The sequence below is a fragment of the Mycobacterium sp. NPDC050041 genome (genome assembly GCF_049541695.1).
Lineage (GTDB): Bacteria > Actinomycetota > Actinomycetes > Mycobacteriales > Mycobacteriaceae > Mycobacterium.
The window spans coordinates 34,493-60,896 of the sequence record NZ_JBMVDG010000013.1; the positions used below are offsets into that span (position 1 = coordinate 34,493).

24 protein-coding genes are annotated in these 26,404 nt (G+C 69.3%); 13 read left to right on the plus strand and 11 right to left on the minus strand.

The annotated features are described in order from the left end of the window. Positions 1-232 precede the first annotated feature (232 nt). A complete protein-coding gene (locus tag ACPCHZ_RS27250; protein WP_423487601.1) occupies positions 233-1,162 on the plus strand; it encodes a hypothetical protein in 930 nt (309 codons plus the stop codon). Here ACPCHZ_RS27250 and ACPCHZ_RS27255 read toward each other — a convergent pair. Both ACPCHZ_RS27255 and ACPCHZ_RS27260 read right to left on the minus strand, forming a co-directional pair. Next, positions 1,109-2,947 carry a putative bifunctional diguanylate cyclase/phosphodiesterase gene (locus ACPCHZ_RS27255; protein ID WP_423487602.1) on the minus strand — a complete coding sequence of 613 codons (1,839 nt, stop codon included), beginning with the start codon at positions 2,945-2,947 and terminating at the stop codon, positions 1,109-1,111. The two genes, ACPCHZ_RS27250 and ACPCHZ_RS27255, sit on opposite strands and share 54 nt — an antisense overlap. After that, positions 2,947-3,693, minus strand: a complete 747-nt coding sequence (locus ACPCHZ_RS27260) for a hypothetical protein (RefSeq protein ID WP_364971542.1) — start codon at positions 3,691-3,693, stop codon at positions 2,947-2,949. The genes ACPCHZ_RS27255 and ACPCHZ_RS27260 overlap by 1 nt, the downstream gene beginning before the upstream one ends. Positions 3,694-5,071: 1,378 nt before the next feature. On the opposite strand from ACPCHZ_RS27260, the gene ACPCHZ_RS27265 reads away from it, so the two are divergent. The 6 genes from ACPCHZ_RS27265 to ACPCHZ_RS27290 all read left to right on the plus strand — a co-directional run bounded on the left by ACPCHZ_RS27265 (position 5,072) and on the right by ACPCHZ_RS27290 (position 10,493). After that, on the plus strand, positions 5,072-5,524 hold the full coding sequence (locus ACPCHZ_RS27265; RefSeq protein ID WP_423487603.1) for a MaoC family dehydratase: 453 nt from the start codon (positions 5,072-5,074) through the stop codon (positions 5,522-5,524). A gap of 69 nt (positions 5,525-5,593) precedes the next feature. Beyond that, positions 5,594-6,445: an SDR family oxidoreductase gene (locus tag ACPCHZ_RS27270; protein ID WP_423487604.1), complete on the plus strand. Its 852-nt coding sequence runs from the start codon at positions 5,594-5,596 to the stop codon at positions 6,443-6,445. Between the two features lie 263 nt (positions 6,446-6,708). Continuing rightward, on the plus strand, positions 6,709-7,536 hold the full coding sequence (locus ACPCHZ_RS27275) for a phosphotransferase (protein WP_423487605.1): 828 nt from the start codon (positions 6,709-6,711) through the stop codon (positions 7,534-7,536). A 49-nt stretch (positions 7,537-7,585) separates the two neighbouring features. Further along, positions 7,586-8,932, plus strand: coding sequence for a flavin-containing monooxygenase (locus ACPCHZ_RS27280; RefSeq protein WP_423487606.1), 1,347 nt, complete (start codon positions 7,586-7,588; stop codon positions 8,930-8,932). Continuing rightward, complete coding sequence (locus ACPCHZ_RS27285; RefSeq protein WP_423487607.1) at positions 8,929-9,567, plus strand: TetR/AcrR family transcriptional regulator; 639 nt, start codon at positions 8,929-8,931, stop codon at positions 9,565-9,567. The genes ACPCHZ_RS27280 and ACPCHZ_RS27285 overlap by 4 nt, the downstream gene beginning before the upstream one ends. Next, positions 9,564-10,493 (plus strand): alpha/beta hydrolase, encoded by a 930-nt coding sequence (locus ACPCHZ_RS27290; RefSeq protein ID WP_423487608.1) that lies wholly within the window; start codon positions 9,564-9,566, stop codon positions 10,491-10,493. The genes ACPCHZ_RS27285 and ACPCHZ_RS27290 overlap by 4 nt, the downstream gene beginning before the upstream one ends. Here the strand turns inward: ACPCHZ_RS27290 and ACPCHZ_RS27295 are convergent. Both ACPCHZ_RS27295 and ACPCHZ_RS27300 read right to left on the minus strand, forming a co-directional pair. After that, complete coding sequence (locus tag ACPCHZ_RS27295; RefSeq protein WP_364971535.1) at positions 10,480-11,298, minus strand: mycofactocin-coupled SDR family oxidoreductase; 819 nt, start codon at positions 11,296-11,298, stop codon at positions 10,480-10,482. The genes ACPCHZ_RS27290 and ACPCHZ_RS27295 overlap by 14 nt on opposite strands. A gap of 44 nt (positions 11,299-11,342) precedes the next feature. Next, positions 11,343-12,506 (minus strand): acyl-CoA dehydrogenase family protein, encoded by a 1,164-nt coding sequence (locus ACPCHZ_RS27300; RefSeq protein ID WP_423487609.1) that lies wholly within the window; start codon positions 12,504-12,506, stop codon positions 11,343-11,345. A gap of 98 nt (positions 12,507-12,604) precedes the next feature. Between ACPCHZ_RS27300 and fabG the strand changes: the two genes are divergently transcribed. The 6 genes from fabG (at position 12,605) to ACPCHZ_RS27330 (ending at position 18,178) form a co-directional block, all read left to right on the plus strand. After that, positions 12,605-13,345 (plus strand): 3-oxoacyl-ACP reductase FabG, encoded by a 741-nt coding sequence (gene fabG, locus ACPCHZ_RS27305; RefSeq protein WP_364971531.1) that lies wholly within the window; start codon positions 12,605-12,607, stop codon positions 13,343-13,345. After that, positions 13,345-14,559: an acetyl-CoA C-acetyltransferase gene (locus ACPCHZ_RS27310; protein WP_423487610.1), complete on the plus strand. Its 1,215-nt coding sequence runs from the start codon at positions 13,345-13,347 to the stop codon at positions 14,557-14,559. The genes fabG and ACPCHZ_RS27310 overlap by 1 nt, the downstream gene beginning before the upstream one ends. After that, a complete protein-coding gene (locus tag ACPCHZ_RS27315) occupies positions 14,556-15,749 on the plus strand; it encodes an acyl-CoA dehydrogenase family protein (protein WP_423487611.1) in 1,194 nt (397 codons plus the stop codon). The genes ACPCHZ_RS27310 and ACPCHZ_RS27315 overlap by 4 nt, the downstream gene beginning before the upstream one ends. 3 nt (positions 15,750-15,752) lie before the next feature. Further along, positions 15,753-16,421 carry a GntR family transcriptional regulator gene (locus ACPCHZ_RS27320; RefSeq protein WP_423487612.1) on the plus strand — a complete coding sequence of 223 codons (669 nt, stop codon included), beginning with the start codon at positions 15,753-15,755 and terminating at the stop codon, positions 16,419-16,421. A gap of 13 nt (positions 16,422-16,434) precedes the next feature. Beyond that, complete coding sequence (locus tag ACPCHZ_RS27325) at positions 16,435-17,619, plus strand: CaiB/BaiF CoA transferase family protein (RefSeq protein WP_423487613.1); 1,185 nt, start codon at positions 16,435-16,437, stop codon at positions 17,617-17,619. A 160-nt stretch (positions 17,620-17,779) separates the two neighbouring features. Continuing rightward, complete coding sequence (locus ACPCHZ_RS27330) at positions 17,780-18,178, plus strand: hypothetical protein (protein WP_423487614.1); 399 nt, start codon at positions 17,780-17,782, stop codon at positions 18,176-18,178. 4 nt (positions 18,179-18,182) lie between these two features. On the opposite strand, the gene ACPCHZ_RS27335 is transcribed toward ACPCHZ_RS27330, so the two are convergent. Genes ACPCHZ_RS27335 through ACPCHZ_RS27365 form a run of 7 tightly spaced genes read right to left on the minus strand, consistent with a single transcriptional unit; the run spans position 18,183 to position 26,360 of the window. Next, a complete protein-coding gene (locus tag ACPCHZ_RS27335) occupies positions 18,183-19,310 on the minus strand; it encodes an NDMA-dependent alcohol dehydrogenase (protein ID WP_423487615.1) in 1,128 nt (375 codons plus the stop codon). Beyond that, a complete protein-coding gene (locus ACPCHZ_RS27340; protein ID WP_423487616.1) occupies positions 19,307-20,863 on the minus strand; it encodes a class I adenylate-forming enzyme family protein in 1,557 nt (518 codons plus the stop codon). Before ACPCHZ_RS27340 ends, ACPCHZ_RS27335 begins: the two co-directional genes overlap by 4 nt. Continuing rightward, positions 20,860-22,425, minus strand: coding sequence for a class I adenylate-forming enzyme family protein (locus ACPCHZ_RS27345; protein WP_423487617.1), 1,566 nt, complete (start codon positions 22,423-22,425; stop codon positions 20,860-20,862). Before ACPCHZ_RS27345 ends, ACPCHZ_RS27340 begins: the two co-directional genes overlap by 4 nt. Further along, positions 22,415-23,917, minus strand: a complete 1,503-nt coding sequence (locus tag ACPCHZ_RS27350; RefSeq protein WP_423487618.1) for a class I adenylate-forming enzyme family protein — start codon at positions 23,915-23,917, stop codon at positions 22,415-22,417. The genes ACPCHZ_RS27345 and ACPCHZ_RS27350 overlap by 11 nt, the downstream gene beginning before the upstream one ends. After that, positions 23,918-24,712, minus strand: a complete 795-nt coding sequence (locus tag ACPCHZ_RS27355) for an enoyl-CoA hydratase/isomerase family protein (protein WP_423487619.1) — start codon at positions 24,710-24,712, stop codon at positions 23,918-23,920. After that, positions 24,709-25,521: an enoyl-CoA hydratase/isomerase family protein gene (locus ACPCHZ_RS27360; RefSeq protein WP_423487701.1), complete on the minus strand. Its 813-nt coding sequence runs from the start codon at positions 25,519-25,521 to the stop codon at positions 24,709-24,711. The genes ACPCHZ_RS27355 and ACPCHZ_RS27360 overlap by 4 nt, the downstream gene beginning before the upstream one ends. A gap of 23 nt (positions 25,522-25,544) precedes the next feature. Continuing rightward, positions 25,545-26,360: an enoyl-CoA hydratase-related protein gene (locus tag ACPCHZ_RS27365; protein WP_423487620.1), complete on the minus strand. Its 816-nt coding sequence runs from the start codon at positions 26,358-26,360 to the stop codon at positions 25,545-25,547. Positions 26,361-26,404 lie beyond the last annotated feature (44 nt).

The following is a 26,404-nucleotide window of genomic DNA, read 5'->3' on the forward strand; positions in this document are numbered from 1 at the left end:
GCGCTGTTGCCACGGCCCGTCCTGGCAAAACCCCTCGTAGGTCAGTGCGGGCTGTGGTGACTCAAATCACTGAATTACCCGGCTGTCGCGCCGATGTCCGGCGGCAGCCCTCCGTAGCGTCGAATACCGTCGCATCAACCATGATTCGGCCGCGATCGACGGCCGCTTCCCGCGGCCGCTTCGATCGCCGTTCTCGAGTCCGGGTCCATCAGCAACGTCGAGGTAGTTAACAATGTGGGACGAAGAAGTTGATGTCGTCTGTGTCGGGGGGGCCGTTGGAGCCCTCGCGAGCGCCCTCGTCGCCGTCGACGCCGGCGCCGAGGTGTTCATCGCCACGGCGCCGCGTCCGATCGCCGACGAAGTCATGGCGCCGCCTCCCTCTCATCTCGAGCGGGGATGGCTGACCCACGCACCCGACGAGGACGAGACGCGCGACTACTTCACGGCCCTGTCGGACGACCTGGCGAGGCTCGACCCCGTCGCGGGCGACTTGGAGCTGCCGACGCGGGTGGTGCGGGCCCAGACCCCTGACGAGCGGGACGGCCGATGGGTGGAGCCCTTCTATGGCGGACGGCTCAGGAATTGGGCCTCGGAGTGCCTCCGATCGCCGTACGGGCTGCTGCACTCACGGGTGTCGGACTGGCAGACGACCACGATGCGCACACTCAGCGGGCGGGCGATCGAGGTCAAGCCGCTCGGCGCGGTGGCCACGGCTGCGACCGCGGCGCCCTCGCTGGCCGACTGGCTCGCCGGGCAGGCGCGTGACCGGCGTATCAGGGTTCGTGACGGTGTCGCGTTGGAGCGCGTCGTCTTCGAGGACGGTGAAGTCGCCGGTGTGGTCGTCGACAGCATCGACGGCCCGTTTGCGGTCCGTGCCCGGCACGGGGTGACGATCGCTCCGGCCGACGGTCACGCGTTGGCCGCCGGTGAGCGGCCACTGCACGGCTACGACGGATATGCGCAGTTGTGCCTCGTGAGTCAGTCGGCCAGCCGGTTCGCCCGGCTCGAACTGCTGAACACCGGGACGGCGCTCCCGGAGCGCGCGCTGATCTGTCAGTCCGTGAACCGGCAGCTGCGTCACACGCCCCGCGACGGCAGGGCGTTGCGGTCAGACGCTGGGCGTGGGCGCGAAATGCACCGGTACCCGCCCGCCGGCCAGTAGCGACTTCATCGCATCGCCGGGCAACGGCCGGGACAGCAGGAATCCCTGCGCTCGGTGACAGCCGTGCCGCAACAGCGCGAGGGCTGCGGCCTCGGTCTCCACCCCCTCGGCGACCAGCTGCAGATCGAACGCCTCGGCGAGGGCGATGATCGCGCGCACGATGGCGAGGTCACCGGGATTGGAGCCGAGGTCCTGCACGAAGCCCTTGTCGATCTTGAGCGCGTCCACGGGAAGTGACTTCAGCAGCGACAGCACGCTGTAACCCGTCCCGAAGTCGTCGATCGCCACCTGCACACCGACGTCCTTCAGGCCGCCGATCGTGATCCGCGTGGTCTCGATGTCCTGCACGACGACGCTCTCGGTGATCTCCAGGCAGACCGAACCACGCTCGAGACCGAACTCTCCGACGATGTCGGCGACCGAATCGATGAAGCCGTCGGTGACCAGCTGAACCGGGGAAACGTTGATGCGCAGCACGATTCCGTGTCCTACGCCGGCCGCTCGCCAGCGCGCGAACTCCGCGCATGCGTTGCGCATCACCCACCGGCCCAGCTCGCCGGCGAGGTTGATGGACTCGGCCACGCCGATGAACGCGTCAGGCGACAACAGTCCCCGGGTGGGGTGCTGCCACCGCACGAGTGCCTCGGCCGCGAGGATCTCGCCGGTGCGCATGTCCACCTCCGGCAGGTAGTGCAGCACCAGCGATCCGCTCTCGATCACGTTCTGCAGGTGCAGTTCGATGTCGTTGCGGAACTCGCTGTCGAGAGACATCTCCGCCGAGTAGACCGCGACCTGGTTGCCGCCGTGCGACTTCGCGGTCAGCACCGCCTGATCGGCGCGACTGAGGAGGTTCGACGTGGTGTCGCGCCCCGGCACCCCGACGGCGACGCCGATGCTGACGGTCCGGGTCAGCATCTCGCCGTCGATGGAGACCCGCTCCCTGAGCACCTCCTGCAGCCGATAGGCCAGTCGTTCGGCCTCCTCGGCCGCCAGCGGCGAGGCGGGCACGACCACGAACTCGTCGCCGCCGAGTCGCGCGATCAGATTGTCGTCCGCGTCGTCCTGGCGGAGGCGCTCGGCCAGGATCCGGATGAACCAGTCACCGGCGGTGTGGCCGAGGTAGTCGTTGATGGCCTTGAGCCGGTCGAGGTCGATGAAGAGCACCGACACCGGCCCCGGCCGGCCCGCGGCCAGCCTGGCGTCGAGATGCGACCAGAGCGCCCGGCGGTTGTAGAGGCCCGTGAGGTCGTCGTGGTCGGCGAGGTAGCGCAACCTGTCCTCGGCGCCGATGCGCGCCTGCACCTGTGCGAACAGCGATGCGATTGCTTTGAGGGCGTTGAGCTCCGTCGGCTTCCAGTCGCGGTGACCCGTCGTGGCGAAGCCGAGGACGCCCGTGGTCACGTCACCGGACAGCAGGGGCACCAGGGCCGTCTCGATCGATCCCCGTGCGGGTGAGGGGGACAGGGCGTCGGGCCGCTGCTCGAGGACGAGGGGCTCGCCGAGCAGCCGGCCACGGCCGAGGTCCGCGTCGGTCTCCAACGGCACGGCGGTGGACAGGCCGGCGTCGGCGGTGTCGCGAGGCGGCCACTGCGCGATGAGGCGGGACACCCGGCCACGGTCGTCGTTGTGTCGCAGGAAACCGGCCTCGACGCCGAAGTACGCGGTGAGGATGGCCAGTACCCGTTCACTGGCCGGCACCGATGTCGCCGCATCGACCGCCATCAGGTGGGTGGCGACGGCCGCGACGAGATCGTCGAGGCTGCCCGGGTCGGCTCCTTCGGCCATCACGTGCTCGCGGCGGCTGCCGCCGGCTGTGCGACTCCGGTCGACGCCGCGATCTTCTGCAACTCGGTGAAGAACGTGGACACCTGATGGGCGTCCGCGCGGTTGGCGAAGGTGCGACGGTCCCACCACATCATCTTGGTCTGGTACCGCTCGTCGGGATACGGCGTCGCCGGGATCCTGGCCGCCAGCACACCTCCCGATGATAGCCAGCGGTTGAGCACGTAAGCCGCTGCGGTGGCGACCGCGAATTGAATATCGAGCATTACCATCGAATGCAGCGGCATACGCGCCAACACATTCGTCAACGTACGGCTCTGTTCGGGGTCATCGGACACCCACGCCGATTTGATCTCCACGACGCCGAACGGCAATCGATCGCTGACCATTTTTCGTACCGCGTCCAATCCCGGTTGACCGCTCCATTCGACAACGGCATGGCATTCGTCGACATTACGATAGGGACCCTTTGCCCGCACGCCGCCGACCACGCGCCCCTCGGTATTGATTCCCACGCAAAACAATGCCGTGTCTTTTCCACGACGCAATGCCGGTACGTCCAGGGCCGCCTCCACACCGTGCTTCCGATAGCTGAGTTCGGCGCCGCGAACATACTCGCCCCACAGCTCCGGTTCGGCCGTCGGCTGTGCCACCACAATGGTGCATTCGCTGTCAGGGTCCCACCAGCTGGGGCTCGTCTCCAGGCCCAGGCCGACGGCGCCGAAGGTGTCTAGCTGGGGAGCGGTCATGTGAGTCCATCCTTCGGGCAGCCGACCACCGGGGTCGAAGCGGCTGATTCTGGCGCGCATCACGCGGGGTTACGAATACGCGTTAGTGAGTATCCCGTCCGCGGCGACTTCAATTCCAGCTAGCAAGAGAGACTTGTCCAGCATTGCGCTTAATGGTGACGAGTGTGCATCGGAGTTCGCACCCGGCCCGCGAAAGATGGCAATCTCGGCTAATCTTCGTCACCGCTGGTCGTATTGCCTCATCAGCGCCGGCTGGCGAACTTTGCAATAGTTTCGGCGGGCCGATAGGTGCCGCCGAGTGGCCACATCACAATTTTTCGTGTTTGCCCTGGAGTCGAGCCAGGATGCCGATTTCACCGCCATTGGAGAGTGGCGCACAGCGTCCGGGCGGGTGCGGTGAGATTCGTCTGCAAGAGTGCCCGGGCCTATTCGCCGGCCCGGGCGGGCGGCCCGAAATGCGAGCAGACTGTCGAACGCCCCGGGGGGACATCACCGCGTCATGACCCCGCGGGCCCCTCCGGCGGGTCCTTGGCGGCGCCGTACGACCGGTCTGGTGGTGTTTGCCCGGTCGCCGTCGATGCTTGAACGTTCACAAGGTTCACCGGCGGCGGTGCCGATCCCGCCACTGCGCGCGGATTCTCGGCGTACGCACAGGTTTCGCCGATACGGTCGGGTACCGAACGATGCAGGGTCACCCGGGGCGTCCACCGCGACGCGTGCTCCACCGGCGCGGCCGACGACGCACGAGCCGTGACCGCGTTCGCTCCCGGGACGGTGTCGCGGGACGCTTCGGGCCGGGGTGCCATTCATGATCAAAACTGCCGGGTGCGCCGGTAAACGATGGCAGCACGATAGGTTGACAGTCTTTGCGTTTTGCCGTCGCCGCTACGGCAATATCGTTCGCCATCGACGCCAAAGCGCAGATCAGGCACTCGGCGCGGTGACCAATCAACGTGTCTCCGCTCACACCCGGCTGATAACTGTTACTGCCGTCCAATTGTCCGCTGCGTCAACGCCCACATCTATCGGTTGTGTGACAGCATCGCCAATTAACGCGACCAAAAAAATGGCGGCGACGTAAATCGCGGGCCGGTTATTCGATTCGACCAGCCGGTCTGCCCCTCGGCGGTGATCCTCGAGACCCGGGGCCGTCAGAAGAGGACGCTGGGACAGGTCGCAGCACACGACTCGACGGTCGAGCGGGAGAAGGGGTGGGCCCGCACCGGCGCGGCCTGAAGGCGATTTGTGCCCGCGAGCGGAGAACCGCAGCTGTGTGCACGGTACTGCGGATCGGCCGTGCCGGGTGGTCCCACGCGGGCGACGAAGGGCTATCTTGTGGTCCAGGTTGCCGCCGAGGTCGGCGTCGAGAGGAGAAATCATGAAGGTGTTCGCCGGTCTCGACGAGCTCGTCGCCGCATCGGGTGTCCAGCTGGGTCCGACCGAATGGCTGGAGGTCAGTCAGGAGCGGGTCAACCTGTTCGCCGACGCCACCGACGACCACCAATGGATCCACATCGACCCGGCGCGCGCGGCCGAGGGCCCCTTCGGCGGCACGATCGCGCACGGCCTGCTGACCCTCTCGCTGCTGCCGCACTTCACCCACCAGCTGTACCGCGTCGACAACGTCGCGATGGCCATCAACTACGGCTACAACAAGGTTCGGTTCATCACGCCCGTCCCGGTCGGCGCGAAGCTGCGCGCACGCGCCGAGATCGCCGACGTCAAGCAGCTCGACGGCGCCGTGCAGGCGACCATGACCGTGACCGTCGAGGTCGACGGATCGGACAAGCCGGCCGCGGTCGCGGAGTCGATCGTCCGTTTCATCGGCTGACCCAGGCGGGGCCGGCCCCACGTCGCTACCGTATTGCTTACAGTGGACGTATCGTCACGGCGGCTGGGCATGGCGCGACTGGGAGGCACGTTGTCCTATTTCTCCGGGAAACAGGCCATCGTCACGGGTGCCGGTTCCGGTATCGGGGCCGCGCTGTGCCGTGCGCTCGTAGCCGCCGGGGCCGAGGTGCTCTGCACCGACATCGACGCGGATGCCGCCGCACGCACGGCCGACGGGCTGGGCGCGCCCGCACGGTCTGCCCGCCTGGACGTCACCGACGCCGCCGCGGTGCAAGGCGCGGTGGACGGCGTCGTCGCACGCGCCGGCCGGCTCGATCTGATGTTCAACAACGCGGGCATCACGTGGGCCGGGGACACCGAGCTCCTGACCCTGGCGCATTGGAATGCGATCATCGACGTGAACATCCGAGGCGTCGTGCACGGCGTGGCGGCGGCCTACCCACAGATGATCCGCCAGGGTGGCGGCCACATCGTCAACACCGCGTCGATGGCCGGTCTGGCTGCCGCCGGCCAGATCACGAGTTACGTGATGACCAAGCACGCGGTGGTCGGGCTGTCGCTGGCGCTGCGCAGCGAGGCGGTGGCGCACGGTATCGGGGTACTTGCCGTGTGCCCGACCGCAGTGGAGACACCCATCCTCGACAAAGGCGCGGTGGGCCGCTTCGACGGACGGGAGTTCTACCGAAGCGGCCAGGGCAGCAAGCACTTCCACGACCCAGACCGGCTGGCGCGCGACACGTTGCGCGCCGTGCAGCGCAACCGCGCCCTACTGGTGACACCCCGTCAGGCGTACGCCGGATGGTTGTTCGCCCGCTTCGCGCCGGGCCTGATGCAGCGAATGGCCATCCGGTTCGTCGCTCGTCAACGGGCCGCCGCAGGAGCGGAGAAAGCAGCGACGTGAGCCCGCCGCACCCGCGTCTTCCCGAGGTCACCGGTTCCTGGCTGGCGGCGGTGCTCGGTGCGGGAGGCCGTGACGTGGGTGTGGACGCCGTCGACGTTTCGCCGATCGGTCCCGCCGACGACCGAGCGTTCCGGCTGAGACCGACGTATGCGGCTGCGCAGCCGGACTTGCCGGACACTTTCGTTCTGAAGATGCCCGGAGGCTCTGGACATCGCAGCGAGTGTGCGTTCTACGCATCGGTCCGCGATCGCGTGGAGGTCCCGGTGCCCGACTGTTACCTCTGTGAGACCGATGCCGAGACAGACGATTTCGGGTTGCTGCTGGCTGATCCGGCGCCGGCGGTCGCGCTGGACCATTCGGACGGCTGCGACGAGGAGCGGGCACGGGTGGCCGTCGCGGCCATCGCCGGATTGCACGCGCCGACCTGGTGCGCGCCCGAATGGTTGCGTCTCCCTGGTCTCGTCGCGTCGATGCCGGACAGCGCCGCGGCCAGGGCGCTCGGGGCCGCCGCGCGGGCGAGTGGGCAGCGGATCGTCGAGCGGTTCGGAGCGCGCATCTCCGCCGAGGACACCGACACCCTTCTCGGGGCGATGACCGCGGTCGGATCGTGGGTGTCGGCGGTCCAGGGACGATACAGCCTGTTACACGGTGACTTCCGCCTCGAGCACCTGTTGTTCTCTCCCGACGGTGCAGCGGTCCGGGTGACCGGCTGGCGGACACTCACGGTCGGACTGCCCGCGCGGGACGTCGCCTGTCTGGCCGGAGCCGGGCTGGAGCCCGGGCTCAGGTCGGCTGTCGACCACGAGCTCGTCACGGTGTATCACACCGCGCTGGTCGAGCGCGGAGTCACCGGATATGACCTCGAAACCTGTTGGCAGGATTACCGGTACGCCATGTTGCAGGCTGTCCTGAGCTGCGGGTCGGCACTCGCCGCGACGGAACCCGGAGGACGGTCCGCGGATCCGGTGCTCGCGATGCTGCACCGCGCCTGTGTGGCCGTCCGCGACCTGCAGACGCTCGAACTGGTCGCCGAGGCCGACTCCGCGGAGCAGGCCGCCGCCCAGTATCTGACACACGTCAATGTTCATTGACGTGTGTCAAACGCGCTGTTAGTGTCCTGCATCACAGCAGGAGGTGGGCATGGCCACGCAGCATCGGCACGTCGCCGTGATCGGTGCGGGCATCAGTGGCCTGACGGCCGGCAAGATGCTCAACGACTACGGGGTGCGCTACACCACGTTCGAGAGTTCGGACCGCATCGGCGGCAACTGGGCATTCGGAAACCCGAACGGGCACAGCAGCGCTTACCGCTCGCTGCACATCGACACCTCCCGGCAGCGGTTGTCGTTCAAGGACTTCCCGATGCCGGAACACTTCCCCACCTTCCCGCACCACTCGGACGTCAAGGACTACCTGGACGCCTACGCCGACACCTTCGGATTGCTCGACCACATCGAGTTCGGCAACGGCGTGGTCCGCGCGGATCGCCTCGACGAGGGCGGCTGGGAGATCCTCGACGAGGGTGGGGAGCGGCGCCGTTTCGACCTGCTGGTGGTCGCCAACGGCCACCACTGGGACCCCCGGCTCCCGGCTTTCGCGGGCACCTTCACCGGAGAGTCGATCCACTCGCACCATTACATCGACCCGACGGCCCCGCTCGAGCTCACCGGGAAGCGCATCCTCGTCGTCGGTTTGGGGAACAGCGCCGCAGACATCACCGTCGAACTGTCGTCCAAGGCGCTGCAGAACCGCGTCACCCTGTCCACACGGTCATCCGCCTGGATCGTGCCGAAGTACATCGCGGGCCGCCCCGGCGACACCATGTGGCGCACCACCCCCTACCTCCCGCTGTCGTGGCAGCGCAAGGCGCTGCAGATGCTGGCGCCGGCGATGGGCACCGACCCGACCCGGTACGGCCTGCCACCGGCGAACCACAAACTCTTCGAGGCCCATCCGACGCAGTCGGTGGAGCTGCCGCTGCGTCTCGGCTCGGGCGACGTGATCCCCAAACCGAACGTCGCCCGACTGGACGGCGGGACGGTCCACTTCGAGGACGGCACCAGCGACGAGTTCGACGTGATCGTCTACGCCACCGGCTACAACATCACGTTCCCCTTCTTCGACCCTGACGTCATCAGCGCACCCGACAACACCATTCGGCTCTACAAGCGGATGTTCCTGCCCGGCATCACCGACCTGGCGTTCATCGGCTTCGCCCAGGCCGTCCCGACGCTCTTCCCCTTCGTCGAGTGCCAGTCCCGGCTGCTGGCGGCGTATGCGATCGGGCATTACGCGCTGCCGCCGGTCGCCGAGATGGAACGGGTGATCGACGCCGATCAGCAGCGATACGTCGGGCACTGCACGGACCGGCCGCGACACACCCAGCAGGTCGACTACTTCTACTACGAACACGACATCCGGACCCGCGAGCTACCCGCGGGCGCAACGAGAGCCGCAGCCGCACCGCGGATACCGGTGGTGTCATGAGGTCGACGACCGACCGCCGGCCACCGAACCGCAGCGACGCGCGGCGCGACGCGATCCTGTCCGCCCTCGACGAATGGCTGCGCGAGACGACCCTCGACGACGTCAACATCGCCCACATCGCGCAGCAGGCGGGCGTCACGCGGTCGGCGTTCTACTTCTACTTCGAGAACAAGGCGGCGGCGGTGGCGGCGCTGATGGAGCGCATCGTCGACGAGACCTTCGTCGTCAACGACACTTTCACCGCGATGCGACAGCCACCGCCGGCGCGGGTGCGGGCGATGCTCGACGGACTCTTCGACACCTGGGAGCGTCACCGGCACCTGTTCTCGGCGATGCTCGAGGCGCGGGGGTCCAGCGCCTCGGTGCGCGAGATCTGGGACAGCGCGCGGGAGGCCTTCGTCGACTCGATCGCGGCGATGATCCGTGCCGACCGCGCCGCGGGTGTCGCGCCGGCCGGTGCCGACGCGGAGGTGCTGGCGACCGTGCTGTTGGAGTTCAACGACCGGCTGCTGGAACGGCTGACACTCGGCGGGACGCTGACTCCGGCACAGCTCCTGGACGGCGCCGCCGCCGTCTGGCTGGGCGCCATCTACGGCATCAACACCGCCCCCGACCGATCGCAGGAGCAGCCATGACCTACAACGAGATCTCCTTCGAATCGGAGGGCGTCACCTGCAGCGCCTGGCATTTCCCGGCGCGCGGCGCGGACTTCGACTCACCGGGCGGGCGTCCGGTGGTGGTGATGGCGCACGGGTTCGGCGGTACCAAGGATTCGGGACTGGCGCCGTTCGCCGATCAGTTCAGCGCCGCCGGCCTGCAGGTGATGGCCTTCGACTATCGCGGCTTCGGCTCATCGGAAGGTGCACCGCGCCAGAGTGTTTCCGTCGCCCGACAGCTGGCGGACTACCGGGCCGCTGTGGCCGCCGCGCAGCGCCTACCCGGCGTGGACCGCCGCCGCGTCGTGCTGTGGGGCTCGTCGTTCTCGGGCAGTCACGTGCTACGGGTGGCCGCCGAGTGCCCAGAGGTCGCCGCGGTGATCGCCATGACCCCGTTGACCAGTGGACTGGCCGCGAGCCGTGCGGCGGTGGCGCACCGGGATCTCCTCGCAGCGCTGCGATGGACCCTGGTGGGTGTGAAGAGCCGGGTGCAGGTGGCGCGGGGGCGGCGTCCGTCCCTGATGCCGTTGGCGGCGCCGCCCGGGGAGTCGGGTGCGCTCGCCCTCGACGGCGCCTACGAGAGTTACCGCCGTATCGCCGGACCGACGTGGCGCAACGAGATCGACGCCGGGATCGGGTTCGAACTGATGAAGATCCGGACCGGTAAGGCGGCGAAGCAGATTCGTGCCCGCGTCCTGGTTCAGATCGCCGACTTCGATCGGTTCGTGCCTGCGGACTCGGTGGCCAGGACCGCCGCGCAGGCCCGCGCGCAGGTGCACCACTATCCGTGCGACCACTTCGACGTGTGGCCGGGGCACGACTGGTTCATGACCGCCGCCGGACACCAGATCGGCTTCCTGCGGCGCGCGCTCGCGCAGCAGGCCCCGCCGGTCAGAACTGGGTAGAGCCGCAGTCGACGGCGATCGCGGCGGCGGTGACGAAACGTGACTCGTCACTGGCCAGCCAGGCCACCGCGTCGGCGATGTCCTCGGGCTGGGCGATGTCGGGGATGAACGGGGTGACCATGTTCATCAGGCCCGGGTTCGTCGCGTCGGCGCGCACCAGTCCCTCCACCATGTCGCCGGTGCCCATCGGCGTGTTGACCGCTCCGGGATGCACGCTGTTGACCCGGATCCGGTGCTTGCCCAGTTCGGCGGCGAACGCCCGCGCCATGCCCGTCACGGCGTGCTTGCTGGCGGTGTAGTGCACCATGAACGGCTGCATCTTCAACCCTGCGGCCGAACTGATCAGGATCACCGACCCGCCGCGGCCACCGTCGATGAGATGCTGCGCGGCTGCCATCACCGTGTTCCAGGTGCCGGTGATGTTGACGTCGGTCACGTCGCGGAAGTCCTCGGGCGTGATGGTGTTCCACGCCTGCGGTGCGGTGATTCCCGCGTTGGCGACGACGACGTCGAGCCGGCCCAGCTCGGCGACCCCCGCATCGACCGCCTCGCGGAGCCCGTCGTGATCGCGGGTGTCGACCACGGTGGACAGGATCCGCCGTCCGGTCGCCTCCACCAGATCGACGGTCTCGGCGAGATCCTCCGGCGTGGCGGAATCGTAGGGAACGCACGACGGCAACTTGCCCGCGACGTCCACCGCGATGATGTCGGCGCCCTCGGAGGCCAGCCGGACGGCGTGTGCACGCCCCTGTCCGCGTGCTGCGCCGGTCACGAAAGCGACCCTGCCGGTGAGTCTCTCGCTCAAGTTCGTACTCCTCAGTCGTCTGTGTGGTGCCGATCGAAGGTGGATCAGCTTCGGCGCTGTGCCGCCCGTACCAGTCCGCCGCCGATGATCAACCGCTGGATCTCGCTGGTGCCCTCGTAGAGACGCAGCAACCGGACGTCGCGGTAGATCCGCTCGACGGGCACGTCACGCATGTAGCCGCTGCCGCCGTGCACCTGCACCGCCAGGTCGGCGACCTTGCCGACCATCTCCGTGCAGAACAGCTTCGCGGTCGACGGGGCGATCCGGCGGTCCTCACCGGTCACCCACATCCTGGCGGCGTCGCGCACCAGCGCACGGCCCGCCATCACCCCCGCCTGCATGTCGGCGAGCATCGCCTGGACGAGCTGGAAGCTGCCGATAGGCGTGCCGCCCTGGGTGGCGGAGGCGGCGTAGGCGACCGACTCGTCGAGCGCACGCTGGGCCGCCCCGACCGACAGCGCGGCGATGTGGATGCGTCCGCGGGCGAGTGAGGTCATCGCGGCGCGGTAGCCGATGTCCTCGGCCCCGCCGATCAGCGCCGAGGCCCCGACCCGGACATCGTCGAAGTTGACGTCCGCGGTCCAGGCGCCCTCCTGGCCCATCTTCGCGTCCTTGGCGCCGACCCCGACACCGTCGGCGTCGGCGGGTACCAGGAACACCGCGATGCCCGGCCCGTCCGAGTCCGCCGGCCGGGTGCGCGCGAAGGTGACGAACAGGTTCGCCGTCGGCGCATTGGTGATGTACTGCTTGCTCCCGGTGATCACCCAGTCTTCGCCGTCGCGAACCGCCTTGGTAAGCAGGCCCGCTGGGTTCGAACCGGCGCCGGGCTCGGTCAGCGCGAACGACGCGACGACCGCGCCGGAAGCGATGCCCTCGAGCCAGCGCGCCTTCTGCTCATCGGTGCCGAAGCCGACGAGCACCTGCCCGGCGATGCCGTTGTTGGTGCCGAACATCGACCGCAGCGCCAGCGAGGTGTAACCGAATTCCATCGCGAGCTCGACGTCCTGGGAGAGGTCGAGGCCGAGTCCGCCCCATTCCTGGGGGATCGCGTAGCCGAACAGTCCCATCTTCTTGGCCTGGTCCCGCAGATCGTCGGGGACGCGGTCGTCGGCCAGGATCTCCTGTTCGCGCGGTACGACGGCGGTGCGCACGAAGTGCCGCGTCTGGTCGAGGATCTCGCGGAAATCCTCGTCGCCGACTTCACTCATGGAGCATCTCCTTCCGCGGGCCACGGTTCTCGTGCATCGTATATGAAATATGATCGCCCGAACCGGGGCGGTTCCGGAGTCGAGGAGAGGGGCAGTCAGTGTCGTTGCTCAGTGGTCAGACGGCGGTCGTCACCGGCGGTGCGCAGGGTCTTGGCCTGGCCATCGCCGAACAGTTCGTCGCCGAGGGGGCACGCGTCGTGCTCGGCGACCTCAACCTGGAGGCCACCCAGGCCGCCGCCGAGCGGCTGGGCGGGGACACCACCGCGGTCGCGGTGCGGTGCGACGTGACGTCGGGCGCCGACGTCGACGCGCTGGTGGCCGCGGCGACCGAACGGTTCGGTCGGTTCGACATCATGGTCAACAACGCCGGGATCACCCGCGACGCGACCCTGCGCAAGATGACCGAGGACCAGTTCGATCAGGTCATCGCCGTCCACCTGAAGGGCACCTGGAACGGCCTGCGGGCAGCCGCCGCGGTGATGCGCGAGAACAAGCGCGGCGCCATCGTCAACATGTCGTCCATCTCGGGCAAGGTCGGCATGGTCGGGCAGACCAACTACTCGGCGGCCAAGGCGGGCATCGTCGGGATGACGAAGGCCGCCTCGAAGGAACTCGCCCATCTCGGTGTGCGGGTCAACGCGATTCAGCCGGGACTGATCCGGTCCGCGATGACCGAGGCTATGCCGCAACGCATCTGGGACTCCAAAGTGGCCGAGGTCCCGATGGGCCGGGCCGGCGAGCCCGAGGAGGTCGCCAAGGTGGCCCTGTTCCTGGCTTCCGACCTGTCCTCCTACATGACAGGCACGGTCCTCGAAGTCACCGGGGGACGGCATCTGTGATGCGTGAGGCGGTCATCTGCGAACCCGTGCGGACCCCGATCGGGCGTTACCACGGATCGCTCACCGCGCTCACCGCCGTCGACCTCGGCGTCGCCGCACTGCAGGGACTGCTCGAACGGACCGGTGTCGCCCCCGACGCGGTCGAGGACGTGATCGTCGGGCACTGCTACCCGAGCATGGAGGCGCCGGCGATCGGCCGGGTGATCGCGCTGGACGCGGGGCTGCCGGTGACGGTGCCGGGCATGCAGATCGACCGCCGCTGCGGGTCCGGACTTCAGGCGGTGATCCAGGCGTGCATGCAGGTGGCCGGCGGCCACAACGACGTCGTCGTCGCCGGTGGCGCCGAGTCCATGAGCAACGTGGTGTTCCACTCCACCGACATGCGATGGGGCGGCGCCCGCGGCGGCATCACGGTGCACGACGCGCTCGCGCGCGGCAGGACGACCGCGGGCGGAAGGCACCACCCGGTGCCCGGCGGAATGTTGGAGACCGCCGAGAACCTGCGCCGCAGGTACTCGATCCCGCGCGAGGAGCAGGACGAACTGGCCGTGTTGTCCCACCGGCGTGCCGTCGGGGCGCAGACCGACGGGCTGCTGGCCGAGACGATCGTCCCGGTCACGGTGTCCACGCGCAGCGGGACGGAGGTGGTCGACACCGACGAGCACCCCCGCGCCGACACCTCGCTGGAGTCGCTGGCGAAACTCAAACCCGTGCTCGGTAGGACCGACCCGGAAGCCACTGTGACGGCGGGGAATTCGAGCGGACAGAACGACGCTGCCGCGATGTGCCTGGTGACCACCGCGGAACGGGCCGCCGACCTCGGTCTCACGCCGCTGGTCCGGATGGTGTCGTGGGCCGTCGCCGGCGTGCCGCCGGAGGAGATGGGCATCGGCCCGGTCCCGGCCACCGCCTCAGCGCTGGCGAAGGCCGGACTCACCCTCGCCGACATGGACCTCATCGAACTGAACGAGGCGTTCGCCGCGCAGGCGCTGGCCTGCACCCGCGAGTGGGGTTTCACGGCAGGAGATCTGGAGCGCACCAACGTGCACGGTTCGGGGATCTCGCTCGGCCACCCGGTCGGGGCGACCGGGGGTCGCATGCTGGCGACGCTGGCGCGTGAACTGCACCGCCGCGGCGGGCGGTACGGGCTGGAGACGATGTGCATCGGCGGCGGGCAGGGGCTGGCGGCCGTGTTCGAGAGGGCGGACGCATGACCAGACTCGCGCAGACACTGGGACTCAGCGAGGTCCAGACCGAGATCCTGTCCACCGTGCGGCAGTTCGTCGACAAAGAGGTGATCCCGACCGCCCAGGAACTCGAACACGCCGACACCTACCCGCAGGCGATCGTGGACGCGATGCGGGAGATGGGCCTGTTCGGGCTGATGATCCCGGAGGAGTACGGCGGCCTCGGTGAGTCGCTGCTCACCTATGCGTTGTGTGTGGAGGAGCTGGCGCGCGGGTGGATGAGCGTGTCGGGCGTCATCAACACCCATTTCATCGTCGCCTACATGATCCGCCAGCACGGCACCGACGAACAGAAGCGCCACTTCCTGCCGCGGATGGCCACCGGCGAGACCCGCGGCGCGTTCTCGATGTCAGAACCCGAACTCGGCTCCGACGTCGCCGCCATCCGCACCCGCGCCCGGCGCAACGGCGACGGCGGCTACACGATCGACGGCCAGAAGATGTGGCTCACCAACGGCGGCAGTTCCACCCTGGTGGCTGCGCTGGTACGCACCGACGAGGGCGCCGACAAGCCACACCGCAACCTGACCGCGTTCCTCGTCGAGAAGCCGGCAGGCTTCGGCGAGGTCGCGCCGGGCCTGCTGATCCCCGGCAAGCTCGACAAGTTGGGGTACAAGGGAATCGACACCACCGAACTGATCTTCGACGGTTACCGGGCCGCCGCGGACACCGTGCTCGGGGAGGCGCCCGGGCAGGGCTTCTTCCAGATGATGGACGGCGTCGAGGTGGGCCGGGTCAACGTGTCCGCCAGGGCGTGCGGCGTCGGTGTTCGGGCCTTCGAGCTGGCCGTCCGGTACGCGCAGCAGCGTCAGACGTTCGGCAAGCCGATCGCCGAGCACCAGGCGATCGCGTTTCAGCTGGCCGAGATGGCCACGAAGGTCGAAGCCGCGCATCTGATGATGGTCAACGCCGCCCGGCTCAAGGACTCCGGGGAGCGCAACGACGTCGCGGCGGGGATGGCCAAGTACTTCGCCAGCGAGGTGTGCTCGGAGGTCACCCAGCAGAGTTTCCGGATACACGGCGGCTACGGCTACTCCAAGGAGTACGAGATCGAACGGCTGATGCGCGATGCGCCGTTCCTGCTCATCGGCGAGGGCACCAGCGAGATCCAGAAGAACATCATCAGCAAGCGCCTGCTGGCCGACTACCGGGTCTGACCGATGACCGTCCCGGAATTCGTTGTCCGCCCTCAGCTCTCGGAGGACGTCGCCCGGCTGGTGCGCAGGCGCATCTTCGACGGCAGCTACCCGGCGGGGGAGTACATCCGCCTCGACCAGCTCGCCGTCGAGCTCGGGATCAGTGTCACGCCGGTGCGTGAGGCACTGTTCGCGCTGCGCGCCGAAGGCCTGCTCGACCAGCAGCCGCGCCGGGGATTCGTGGTGCTGCCGGTCACCAGCCGTGACATCGCCGACGTGGCGAACCTGCAGGCCCACGTCGGCGGTGAGCTCGCCGCACGAGCGGCCGGCGCGGTCACCGACGAGCAGGTCCGCGAGCTGACCGCCATCCAGGAGGCGCTGGAGCTTGCGTATGCCCGCGACGACGACGAGGCAGCGACGCGGCTCAACCACGACTTCCACCGCGCCATCAACGTCGCCGCGGACTCGCCGAAGCTGGCGCAGCTGATGTCGCTGATCACCAGATATGCGCCGGAGGCGGTGTTCCCGACGATCGCCGGTTGGCCCGCCCAGTCCACCGACCATCACCGCAGGCTGCTCGCCGCGCTGGCGGCGCACGACGAATCACTGGCCCGCGAGGTGATGTCGGAGCATCTCGCGGCAGGCGCGGAACCGTTGATCGCCCACCTGCTGACCCGCGGAGTGGTCCGGTGAAGAGGGCCGCGTGATGGGTGTCCTCGACGGTGTGCGGGTGCTCGACTTCGGCCGATTCATCGCCGCTCCGTGGTGCAGCGCACTGCTGGCCGACATGGGCGCCGACGTCGTCCGCGTCGAGAAACGCGAAGGCGGCGAGGACCGTTGGGTGCAGGCGGTCACCGAGGGCGGCGAGGGCGGCACGTTCCTGCAGTGCAACCGCAACAAGCGCTCGCTGACGCTGGACACCACCACCGACGCCGGCGCACAGATCACCCGCACGCTGGTGGCGGGCGCCGACATCGTCGTGGCGAACATGCCCGCTGCGGGCATGCGGGCCAACGGGCTGGACTACGAGACGCTGCGCGCCGTCCGGCCCGACATCATCCTGGCCAGTGCCACCGCCTACGGCGAGGGCGGTCCCTACAGCGATCGCATCGGATTCGACGGTGCGGGACAGGTCATGTCGGGCGCGGTGTTCCGGCAGGGACTGCCCGACCTGCCCATCCGGACCGTCGTGCCCTACGCCGACTTCGGCACGGCGCTGACCCTGACCATCGGCGTGATGATGGCGATGTACCACCGCGAGCGCACGGGTCAGGGCCAACACGTCGAGGGCGCGCTGCTGCCCACCGCGATGATGCTCTCCAACGCCTTCCTGATCGAGCGTGAACTGCTCGGCACCGACAAACCCCGGATGGGGAACCAGGGGGCGTCGGTGGCGCCCTGCGACCTGTACCGCACCGCCGACGACGGCTGGGTGCTGTTGCAGGTGGCGGGGCAGCCGATGTTCAAGCGGTGGTGCCGGCTGATGGGCCGGGAGGACCTCTTCGACGATCCGCGGTTCGCCGACGACGACAAGCGGTGGAAACACGGCGACGTACTGAACGATCTGATGTCGGCATGGTGCGCGGACAAGACGAAGGCCGAAGTGCTCGCCCTGCTCGAGTCCGCGAAACTGCCTGCGGCCCCCCTGCACTCGACACAGGACGTGCTCGATGACCCGCACGTCCGGGCGATGGGTTATCTGCAGCGCGTGCCGTTCCCCGGCGCACCGCGTGACGTGCCGATCCTCGACACACCGTTCCGGATGTCCGAGACGCCCGGCACGATCCGCCGGCGGGCACCGCTGCTCGGCGAGCACACCGACGAGATCCTCGGCGAGATCGGCTACGGCGCTGCGGACATCGCCGACCTGCGGCGCCAGGAAATCGTGTGACCGCCTCGCACCGGTGAGCGCAGCCTTGGAAACCGCTGACGTACGCGTGCGAGCGGTGTCACACTCTCAAGATCAGCGGTGGGTTGGGATCGGTAGCGCACGGCGCCGTGTCGACTCGGCTCAACGCGACCGACCGGCGCACGACGAGAAAGAACGGGACATGACCACTCACCACCGGAAGCGGCTCATCGCCGGAGCACTGATGTCCGCCTCCCTTGCCCTCACCGGCCTCGGTATGTCCGCCGGTGTCGCCGCAGCCCAGACGCCTCCCAGCGGCCCCAATACGTGGTGCCCGGGCGATCCGCCGGTGGAGACCGGGAACAAGAGGGTCAACCCGGTCCGCTGGGACGAGAGCATCTGCCACGAGTACTGGTTCGTCTACCACGGGCAGGGCAATGTCGCGCAGAACATCTGGGACGGGCCGAACCCGCCAGGACCGCCGCCGGGCCAGGGGTTCAAACCGCCGCCGCCCATTCCGCCGGGCTGGTGCTACGGCCTGTTCCTTCCCTCGCCGTGCCCTCCGGGTGTGCTGGGGCCGGTGCCGCACGCCGCACCGTAGAGCGTCACCAGTCCGCGTCGGTGAACCGGATGACGCCGCGGATGTTGCGGCCCTCGAGCATGTCGCGGTAGCCGTCGTTGATCTGTTCGAGCGGGTACTCGCGGGTGACCATCGCGTCGAGGTCCAGGCGGCCCGCGCGGTAGAGGGCGAGCACCTCAGGGATGTCGTGCTGGGGGTTGGCTCCGCCGAAGATACTGCCCCGCAGACTCTTCTGCAGCAGGGTCAGGCCCGCGACGTTCATCGTGACGTCGTTCGCCAGCACATTGCCCATCGCGGTGACCACGCACGTGCCGGCCTTGGCCGTGAGCGCGAGCCACGAGTCGACGTCCGCGCCGTCGGCGCGTCCGACCGTGACGATCACCTTGCGGCACATCACCCCCTCGGTCGCCTCCGCGATGCCTGCCGCCGCGGACACCAGATCCGGATAGGTGTGTGTGGCGCCGAAGCGTCGCGCCTGATCCCGCTTCCACTCCACCGGGTCCACCGCGAAGATCCTGCGCGCACCCGACAGCACCGTGGCCTGCAGCGCCGCCGTTCCCACTCCGCCGACGCCGATGATCGCCACGTCCTCACCCGGCCGCACCTCGGCGGTGTGGACCGCCGAGCCGTATCCCGTCGTCACACCGCAGCCGACCAGGCAGGCCACCTCGAACGGGATCGCGGGGTCGATCGGCACCACCGAGCTGCGGTGCACCACGACGTAGGGCGCGAACGTGCCGAGCAGCGACATCGCGGTCACGTTGGTCCCGCCCGTCTGGATCCGGAAGGTGCCGTCGGACACCGATGCCCCCGACAGCAGGCCGGCCCCGAGATCGCACAGGTTGCGCAGTCCGCTCCGGCACGGCGGGCACGTGCCGCACGACGGGATGAACGACATCACCACGTGGTCGCCGACCGCGAGATCGTGCACCCCGGGGCCGGTTTCGATGACCACGCCGGCGCCCTCGTGTCCGCCGAGGATCGGAAAGCCCGCCGCCGGGATGTCGCCGGTGACGAGGTGGTGATCGGAGTGGCACAAGCCGGCGGTCTCCAACCGGACCTTCACCTCCCCCACCCGGGGGTCGCCGATGTCGATCTGCTCGACCGACCACGGCTGGTGGAAATCCCACAGCAGTGCGCCCTTGGTCCTCATGTGGCCGCCTCACTCTCCAGGAGCGTTCGTAGTCCCCGCACGTCGACCTTGCCCGACGCCAGGCGGGGTATCGCGTCGTCGGAGTCCAGTAACACCCACACGGTCGGTACTTTGAACGCGCTCAACGACTTCCGGACCGCTGCGATGAGTTGCGCGACGGTGGTCGTGGCGGGGTCGCACACCACGGCGGCGCCGACCCGGTGGTCGAGCACGTTGGTGACCACCGCATGCCGCACGCCGTCGACGGCGCGCAGGGCCCGTTCGACCTCCGATGGGTAGACGGTGGCGCCGCTGACCTTGAACATGTCGTCGGCGCGGCCGTGGTAGAAGAGGAAGCCGGCGTCGTCGAGGTGGCCGAGATCACCGGTGGGGTAGTAGCCGTCGGGGGTGAAGAGCTCTTCGCGGCTGCGCCCGCACATGCCCCGCAGGGTATGCGGGCCACGGAGCTGGATCACGCCCGTCACCCCGTCCGGGACGGCCGCACCGGTCGACGGGTCGGTGATGCGCACGGTCATCCCGTCGAACGGGCGCCCGCAGCTGCCCCATTGCGGCCGCGGCATGTCGGTGTCGGCCGGGTATCCGCTAAAGGGGCCGAAGGATTCGGTCATGCCGAACAGCCGGGCACGGGCACCCGGCTCGGCGCGCCGCTCCGGCGGCAGCAATGCCTCGAGGCTTCCTGGCTGCAATGCCGAGAGGTCCGCCTGTCCCACCGCCGCGGCCCGCGCTAGCACCTCCGCCTGCTCGGGCCAACCGCGGAAGAGCGTGACGCGCTCGCGCTCCAGCAGGGCGAGTGTCGTTTCGGGGGAGGGAAGCTGCTCGGTCACCAGCGTGGCGCCGGCGACCAGCGCCGAGACGACGCCGCTGCCGAATCCGCCCACCCAGAAGAACGGCATCGGCAGGTAGAGCCGGGTGTCGGCGCCGATGCACCTGGCGGTCAGCCCGGAACTCGCGGCGGCGATGGCGTTGCCGTGCGAGTGAATGACCGCCTTGGGGGCGCCGCTGCTGCCCGAGGTGAACAGGATCACCAGCGGGTCGCTCGGCTCGACGGCACCGGCCATGGCCGCCACCATGCTCGTCGCGCGCCCCGTGGCGTCGACCTCGTCGAGCCGGCCGATGGTCCAGATGCTGCGCAGCGCAGGCAGTTCCGTCAATCGCAGCGGGCGGCGCAGGTCGCCCCGCAGGCCGACTTCCGACCGGAGCCCGTCCAGGTAGCGGTGGCCGCGGAACTCCTCGACCGCGACGAGGAGCTGTACGGCCGCGGTGCGCAGCTGGGCGACCAGTTCGGGCGCGCTCAGCAGCGTGCTCAACGGTACGAGGACCGCTCCGACCCGGGTCAGTGCCGCGGCGAGGGTGACCCAGCGCGCGCTGTTGGGGATGATCACCCCGACGCGGGTGCCCTTGGTGACACCGGCCAGGACGAACACTCGTGCGAGTTCGGCTGCGTCATGGTCGAGTTCGGCGTAGGTGATGCGGGTGGTCGGGTCGATCACCGCGGGCCTGTCGGGGTGCTCGCCTGCGTGGCGGCGCAGCACGCGGTCGATCGTCTGTGTCATCGGAAGAGTTCCGCCAGACCGCTGATGTCGACCTTGCCGCTCGGCAGCAGCGGCACCTCGCCGCGGGGCAGCACCACGATTCGACGCGGGATCTTGTAGCTGGACAATTCGGCGGTCAGTCGGCGCGCGAGGCCGGTCTCGTCGACCTCGACACCGGGATCGGGGGTGAGCACGGCGGCGACGAGCTGGCCGCGGTCGGCATCGGGAATGCCGAACACGTGCGCGGGCACGCCGGTGACCCTGGCGATCGCCCGTTCGACCTCCGCGGGTGCGACGTTCGCACCCGCGGTCTTGATCATCGCCCCGAGACGGCCGAGGTAGTAGACGAATCTCTCGGTGTCTGTGCGCACCAGGTCGCCGGTGCGGAACCAGCCGTCGGGCTCGAAGCTGTCCTCCCGGCTGCGGCGGTGGTAGTGCTGCATCAGGTAGGGCCCGCGGATCCACAGCTCGCCGGGTTGGCCGGTGCCGACGGCGGCGGCGGCGTCGGCATCGACCACCCGGATGTCGAATCCGGGCGCCGGCCTGCCGAAGGAACCGCGGCGGTGTTCGGGTTGGTCGGTGTCGTCGCCGCTGAGCAGCACGACGCCGCCGGCCTCGGTCATGCCGAGCATGTTGTGGCGCAGTTCGGGGTCGGCGGGCCGGGCCTCGGGGGCCATGATCGGGTAGAGGTTGCCCCGGCGCACGGCCGAGAGGTCGCGGCCGCCGAAGCTCGGATGCCGGGTCAGGTGGGCTACTCCGGCGGCGAAACCGTTGGTCAGCGTGGGTGATTCGCGTTCGAGGAGATCGAGGGTGGCACCGGCGTCCTCGGCGTTGGAGCACAGCAGGGTGGCCCCGGCCGCCATGGTGGCCAGCAGGGCGAAGGCGAAGCCGCCGATCCAGAAGAACGGCGAGTTGCAGAACAGCGTGTCGTCGGCGGTGTAGCGGCGGATCGCGTTGAGGTTGCGCTGGTGGCCGAGCAGCGCGGCGTGGGTGTGTACGGCGCCCTTGGGGGCACCGGTCGACCCCGAGGTGTACACGATCGCCAGCGGATCGCTTCCGTCGACGTCGTCCTCCATCGCCGTCAGCAGCGTGTCGTCCACCTCCTCGGCGGAGGCGTCCAGCGACTGCAGGCCGAAGACCGCGTGCCGGAGGTTGGGGACCGCGGGGTCGAACACATCGGTAGTCGAGCCGGCGGGTTCGGCGGTCAACACCGCGGTCAGCCGTTCGCGGTAGTCGTGCGACCGGTACGCCTCGGCGGACAGCAGGATCTGGACGTCGCTGTGGCGCAGTTGATCGCCGAGTTCGCGGGCGGTGACGAAGGTGGAGAACGGCACCACGGTCGCACCGATGCGGGCGGCGGCCAGCGCGGCGACGACGAAGGAGGGCCCGTTCGGGTACAGGACGCCGACGTGGGTGCCCTTGCCTGCCCCGAGCGCGATCAGGCCGCGGCTCAGCCGGGCCGACCGGTGAGCGGCCTCGGCGTAGGTCAGCCGGTCGTCGTCGCAGACCACCATCGGGTGTGTCCCGCGCACCCGGCTCTGGCGCCGCAGCAGCGCGGGCAGCGTCTGCGGGTCAACCGCCATCGTCGACCCCGGTGGTGCCGGCGGGCGAGTCGAAGAAGCGGCGGACGGCGCCGAGGTCGGCCTTGCCCGACGGTGTGCGCGGGATCGAGTCCACCACCGCGATCTCGGCGGGAATCTCGTAGCGCGCCAACCTGTCCGACAAATACGGCGTGAGCGCGGCGGCGTCGGTGCCGCGGCGGTCGCGCAGCTCCACCATCGCCACCGGGATCTCGCCGAGCCGGTCGTCGGGCCTGCCGACGACGGCTGCGCCTGCGACGTCCGGATGGCTCTCCAGCGCAGTGCGCACATCCTCGGGCATCACCTTGAAGCCGCCACGGATGATCGCCTGGTCGGCCCGCCCGAGTATCCACAGGAACCCGTCGGCGTCGATCCGGGCGAGGTCTGTGGTGCGGACCCACTCGGCACGGGGTCCGAGCTGTGCCGGTCTGACCTCGAGGACCCCGGGCTGACCGGAGGCAAGGGTGGTGCCGTCGTCACCGACGACTCGCAGGTGCGCGCCGGGATTCGCGCGGCCGACGCTGCCGCGCTTGGCGGCCCAGAATCGCCGGTGGTCGGCCAGGGTCCAGCCGGCGACTCCGCCACCGAATTCGGTGGCGGCGTAGGACGTCAGCACCGGGACACCGAATCGCTCGGTGAAGGCGTCGGCGTCGTCGGCCGACAGCGGCGCGGTGCCCGAGGTGACCACCTGCAGGCTGCTCAGGTCGTCGCGGTGCAGATCGGAGTGCAGCACCATGCGCAGCGCGGCGGGCACCAGGGAGGCGGCCCTTGGCCGGTGGCGCCGCACGGCGTCGGCCCAGCGGTCCAGCTCGAAGCGCTCGAGCAGTACGAACGGGCGGGCCTCGGCGATACACGACAACACCCGGAAGACGCCGCCGATGTGCACCAGGGGGGAGTTGACGATCGCGACGCCGCTGCGCGGTGCGGTGGGCGCATCCGCCGTCTCGAAGTCCGCGCCGATCACGCTGTGCGCCAGCATGTCGTAGCCGAGGTCGACGCGCTTCGGCGGGCCGGTGGTGCCGCTGGTGAGCATCCGCACCGCGACGCCCGGCCGCGTTCCGCAGGTGGCGCCGGCGCTTTCCGCCGCGGTGACCCTCGGCGCGGTGTCCACGCCGGTCAGCTCGACGAGCGTGGTGTGCGGCGCGGGCGCCACCAGTGCCGAGAGGTCGGCGGCCTCGCCGATGACGACGGGCAGGGCGAGCGCGGCAATGTCGGAGCGGGTGCGTTCGTCGCCGCGGGACGGGTTGATCACCACGACCGTCGCCTCGCCCATCAGGACGCCGAGCAGCGCGGCGACATGCACGGGGCGGTTGCGCAACAGCACGCCGACCTGTGCGGGCCGCTCCGCGGTGTGCGCGGCGACGAGGGCACCGATGCCCTGGGCGAGGTCGCGCAGCTGCCCCCGGCTGACCCACTGCCGGTCGAACTCCACGGCGCCGGACTCGGCCTGCAGGGCGAGCACGTCGTCGATCCGTCTGCTGAGCGGGTGGGGCATCTAGCGAACTCGGGGCGGACGGGTGGGTACGGTGCCGCGGGCGGCCAATTCGGCGGTGCCGAGCGGATTGCCGAGGCGGGTGTAGATCAGGCCCTGTTCCATCGCCGCCCGGTAGGGCCGGTCGAGCGATTCCCAGATGGCCTTGACGGTGCCCTGGGTCGCCGACGGCGGCTTGGCGGCGATGGTGGCGGCGATGTCGTGGGCGCGCGACCAGAGGTCGGCGGCGTCGACGACCTCGGTCACCAGTCCGATCCGCAGGGCGGTCTGGGCGGCGACCCGTTCGTCGTTGCCCATCAGCGCGATGCGCAGCGTCTCGCCGAGGCCCACCTTGCGCATCAGGCCGATCGGCTCGAGTGCGCACACCAGGCCCGCGGTGACGTGTGAGTCGAAGAAGGTGGCCTCGGTCGAGCAGATCACCACGTCGGCCTCGTTGACGAAGTAGAACGCGCCCGCGGTGCACATTCCCTGCACCGCGCAGACCACCGGCTTCCACATCTTCTGCCACTTGGGGCTGAGCAGTTCGCCGGGATCCTCGTGGTTCCAGACGTTGTCGGGTTGTCCGTAGGAGCTCTTGATGTCCAGGCCTGCGGAGAACGCGCGCTCGCCCGCGGCGCGCAGCACGACCGCGTGCACGGAATCGTCGAGCTTGACCATGCGCCAAGCGCGCGCCATCTCCTCACACATCGTCCGGTCGAAGGCGTTGAGCCGCTCGGGCCGGTTCAGCGTGATGGTGGCGACGTGGTCGCCCGCATCGACGTCGAGCAGGATGGTCTCGAAGTCCGGCGACCCCGTCATCGGCACTGCCAATTCGGTTTCCGCTTCTCCGTGAACGCCTTCGGCCCCTCGACGGCGTCCTCGGTGCGCACCACGCGTTCACGGAACGTCTCGGCGAGGATCTCCGCCTCGTGCAGCGGCAGGTCGAGCGTCTTGTGGATCGCCAGCCGGGTGCCGCGCACCGCCAGCGGCGCGTTGGAGTTCACGATGTCGGCGATCTCGTGGGCGCGTTCGAGGAGCCGGTCGTGCTCGACGACCTCGCTGATCATGCCGAGTTCGTAGGCGCGCTGGGCGCTCATCCGCTCGTGCTTGCCCATCAGCGCGACGCGCAGCGCGATGTTCCGCGGCAGCACCCGGGCCAACCGCACCATCTCGCGCCCGGCGACCAGGCCGATGCTGACGTGGGGGTCGAAGAAGGTGGCCTGGTCGGAGGCGATCACGATGTCGCCGGTGGTGACCCAGTCGAGTCCTGCGCCGCAACACAATCCGTTGATGGCGGCGAGCACCGGTTTGGCCATGGTGCGAAACGGCGGCGTGCCCTCCTGCGGCGCCTCCCACTGGTCGTAGGTGGACAGATAGGGCCGCTCGTAGATCGCCCGGCCGTCCTCCGGGATCTCGGTGACGTCGGCGCCGGTGCAAAACCCTCGTCCGGTGCCCGTCACGATGAGCAGCCACACCTCGTCGTCGTTCTCCGCCTCCTGGTATGCCGAGCGGAGTTCGGCGATCATGTGCGGACTCAACGCGTTCAGTGCCTTGGGGCGGTCGAGGGTGATCGTCGCCGTGTGTCCGTCGACCTCGTATCCGATGTCGTCGTAGGACCTGCCGGACATGGGTGTCCCTTCCTGGGTGGTGGTCATCGGCCGCGGAACTCCGGGTCACGTCGTTCCCGGAACGCCGCCAGCCCCTCCTTGAAGTCCGCTGTGCGGCAGGCGAGTTCGAGGTGGTGGAGCTCCCGGGTCATGGCGTCGCCGAGCCCGCTGGATCCGGCGGCGCCCAGTGCCTGCTTGGCCAGCCCGATCGCCACCGTCGGCCCCGCGGTGAGCCTGGCAAGGAGGTCCTCGACGGCGTCGTCCAGATCCGCGGGCGGAACGGCCTGGTGGATCATGCCCCACTGCTCCGCGTCGGCGCCGCCGACCTTCTCGCCGAGCAGCAGCATGCGCCTGGCCCTGGCCAGTCCGACGAGGCGGGGGAGCAGCCACGTGGCACCGGAGTCGGGCGAGAAGCCGCGGGTGACGAAGGGTTCCCAGAACGTGGCGTCCTCGGCGGCGACGGTGAAATCGGCCGCCAGGCAGAGATTGCACCCGAGGCCGACGGCCCACCCCCGCACGCCGCACACGACCGGCAGATGAATGCCGTGCAGGAGTTCGACCACCCGGTTCGCGGTGTGCGGGATACGCCGGACCAGGTCGCCGGTCCGCGGTCGCGTCGAGGACTCGTTCGTCGCGACCCAGTCCGCGCCCGCGCAGAAGTCCGCGCCTGCGCCGGTGAGGTGTATCGCGCGCAGGGCGTCGTCGGTCGCCGCACGGGTCAGGGTGTCGACCAGGGTGTCCACCATCGAGTGGCTGAGCGAATTCCGCCGGGACGGCCGCTCGATGGTGATGCGCAGGACGGCGTCGCAGTGTTCCACCCGGACCGCGCCCTCGGCCGGGTTGCCACCTTCTGGACTCACCGCGTCCCGCCTCTCCGAAAACTTACGGTTAGCCCTACAGTAGC

Coding starts and splice junctions, on each gene's coding strand:
- ACPCHZ_RS27250 (WP_423487601.1), top strand. CDS start 233: ATGTGGGACGAAGAAGTTGATGTCGTCTGTGTCGGGGGGGCCGTTGGA.
- ACPCHZ_RS27255 (WP_423487602.1), bottom strand. CDS start 2,947: ATGGCCGAAGGAGCCGACCCGGGCAGCCTCGACGATCTCGTCGCGGCC.
- ACPCHZ_RS27260 (WP_364971542.1), bottom strand. CDS start 3,693: ATGACCGCTCCCCAGCTAGACACCTTCGGCGCCGTCGGCCTGGGCCTG.
- ACPCHZ_RS27265 (WP_423487603.1), top strand. CDS start 5,072: ATGAAGGTGTTCGCCGGTCTCGACGAGCTCGTCGCCGCATCGGGTGTC.
- ACPCHZ_RS27270 (WP_423487604.1), top strand. CDS start 5,594: ATGGCGCGACTGGGAGGCACGTTGTCCTATTTCTCCGGGAAACAGGCC.
- ACPCHZ_RS27280 (WP_423487606.1), top strand. CDS start 7,586: ATGGCCACGCAGCATCGGCACGTCGCCGTGATCGGTGCGGGCATCAGT.
- ACPCHZ_RS27285 (WP_423487607.1), top strand. CDS start 8,929: ATGAGGTCGACGACCGACCGCCGGCCACCGAACCGCAGCGACGCGCGG.
- ACPCHZ_RS27290 (WP_423487608.1), top strand. CDS start 9,564: ATGACCTACAACGAGATCTCCTTCGAATCGGAGGGCGTCACCTGCAGC.
- ACPCHZ_RS27300 (WP_423487609.1), bottom strand. CDS start 12,506: ATGAGTGAAGTCGGCGACGAGGATTTCCGCGAGATCCTCGACCAGACG.
- ACPCHZ_RS27310 (WP_423487610.1), top strand. CDS start 13,345: ATGCGTGAGGCGGTCATCTGCGAACCCGTGCGGACCCCGATCGGGCGT.
- ACPCHZ_RS27315 (WP_423487611.1), top strand. CDS start 14,556: ATGACCAGACTCGCGCAGACACTGGGACTCAGCGAGGTCCAGACCGAG.
- ACPCHZ_RS27320 (WP_423487612.1), top strand. CDS start 15,753: ATGACCGTCCCGGAATTCGTTGTCCGCCCTCAGCTCTCGGAGGACGTC.
- ACPCHZ_RS27325 (WP_423487613.1), top strand. CDS start 16,435: ATGGGTGTCCTCGACGGTGTGCGGGTGCTCGACTTCGGCCGATTCATC.
- ACPCHZ_RS27330 (WP_423487614.1), top strand. CDS start 17,780: ATGACCACTCACCACCGGAAGCGGCTCATCGCCGGAGCACTGATGTCC.
- ACPCHZ_RS27335 (WP_423487615.1), bottom strand. CDS start 19,310: ATGAGGACCAAGGGCGCACTGCTGTGGGATTTCCACCAGCCGTGGTCG.
- ACPCHZ_RS27340 (WP_423487616.1), bottom strand. CDS start 20,863: ATGACACAGACGATCGACCGCGTGCTGCGCCGCCACGCAGGCGAGCAC.
- ACPCHZ_RS27345 (WP_423487617.1), bottom strand. CDS start 22,425: ATGGCGGTTGACCCGCAGACGCTGCCCGCGCTGCTGCGGCGCCAGAGC.
- ACPCHZ_RS27350 (WP_423487618.1), bottom strand. CDS start 23,917: ATGCCCCACCCGCTCAGCAGACGGATCGACGACGTGCTCGCCCTGCAG.
- ACPCHZ_RS27355 (WP_423487619.1), bottom strand. CDS start 24,712: ATGACGGGGTCGCCGGACTTCGAGACCATCCTGCTCGACGTCGATGCG.
- ACPCHZ_RS27360 (WP_423487701.1), bottom strand. CDS start 25,521: ATGTCCGGCAGGTCCTACGACGACATCGGATACGAGGTCGACGGACAC.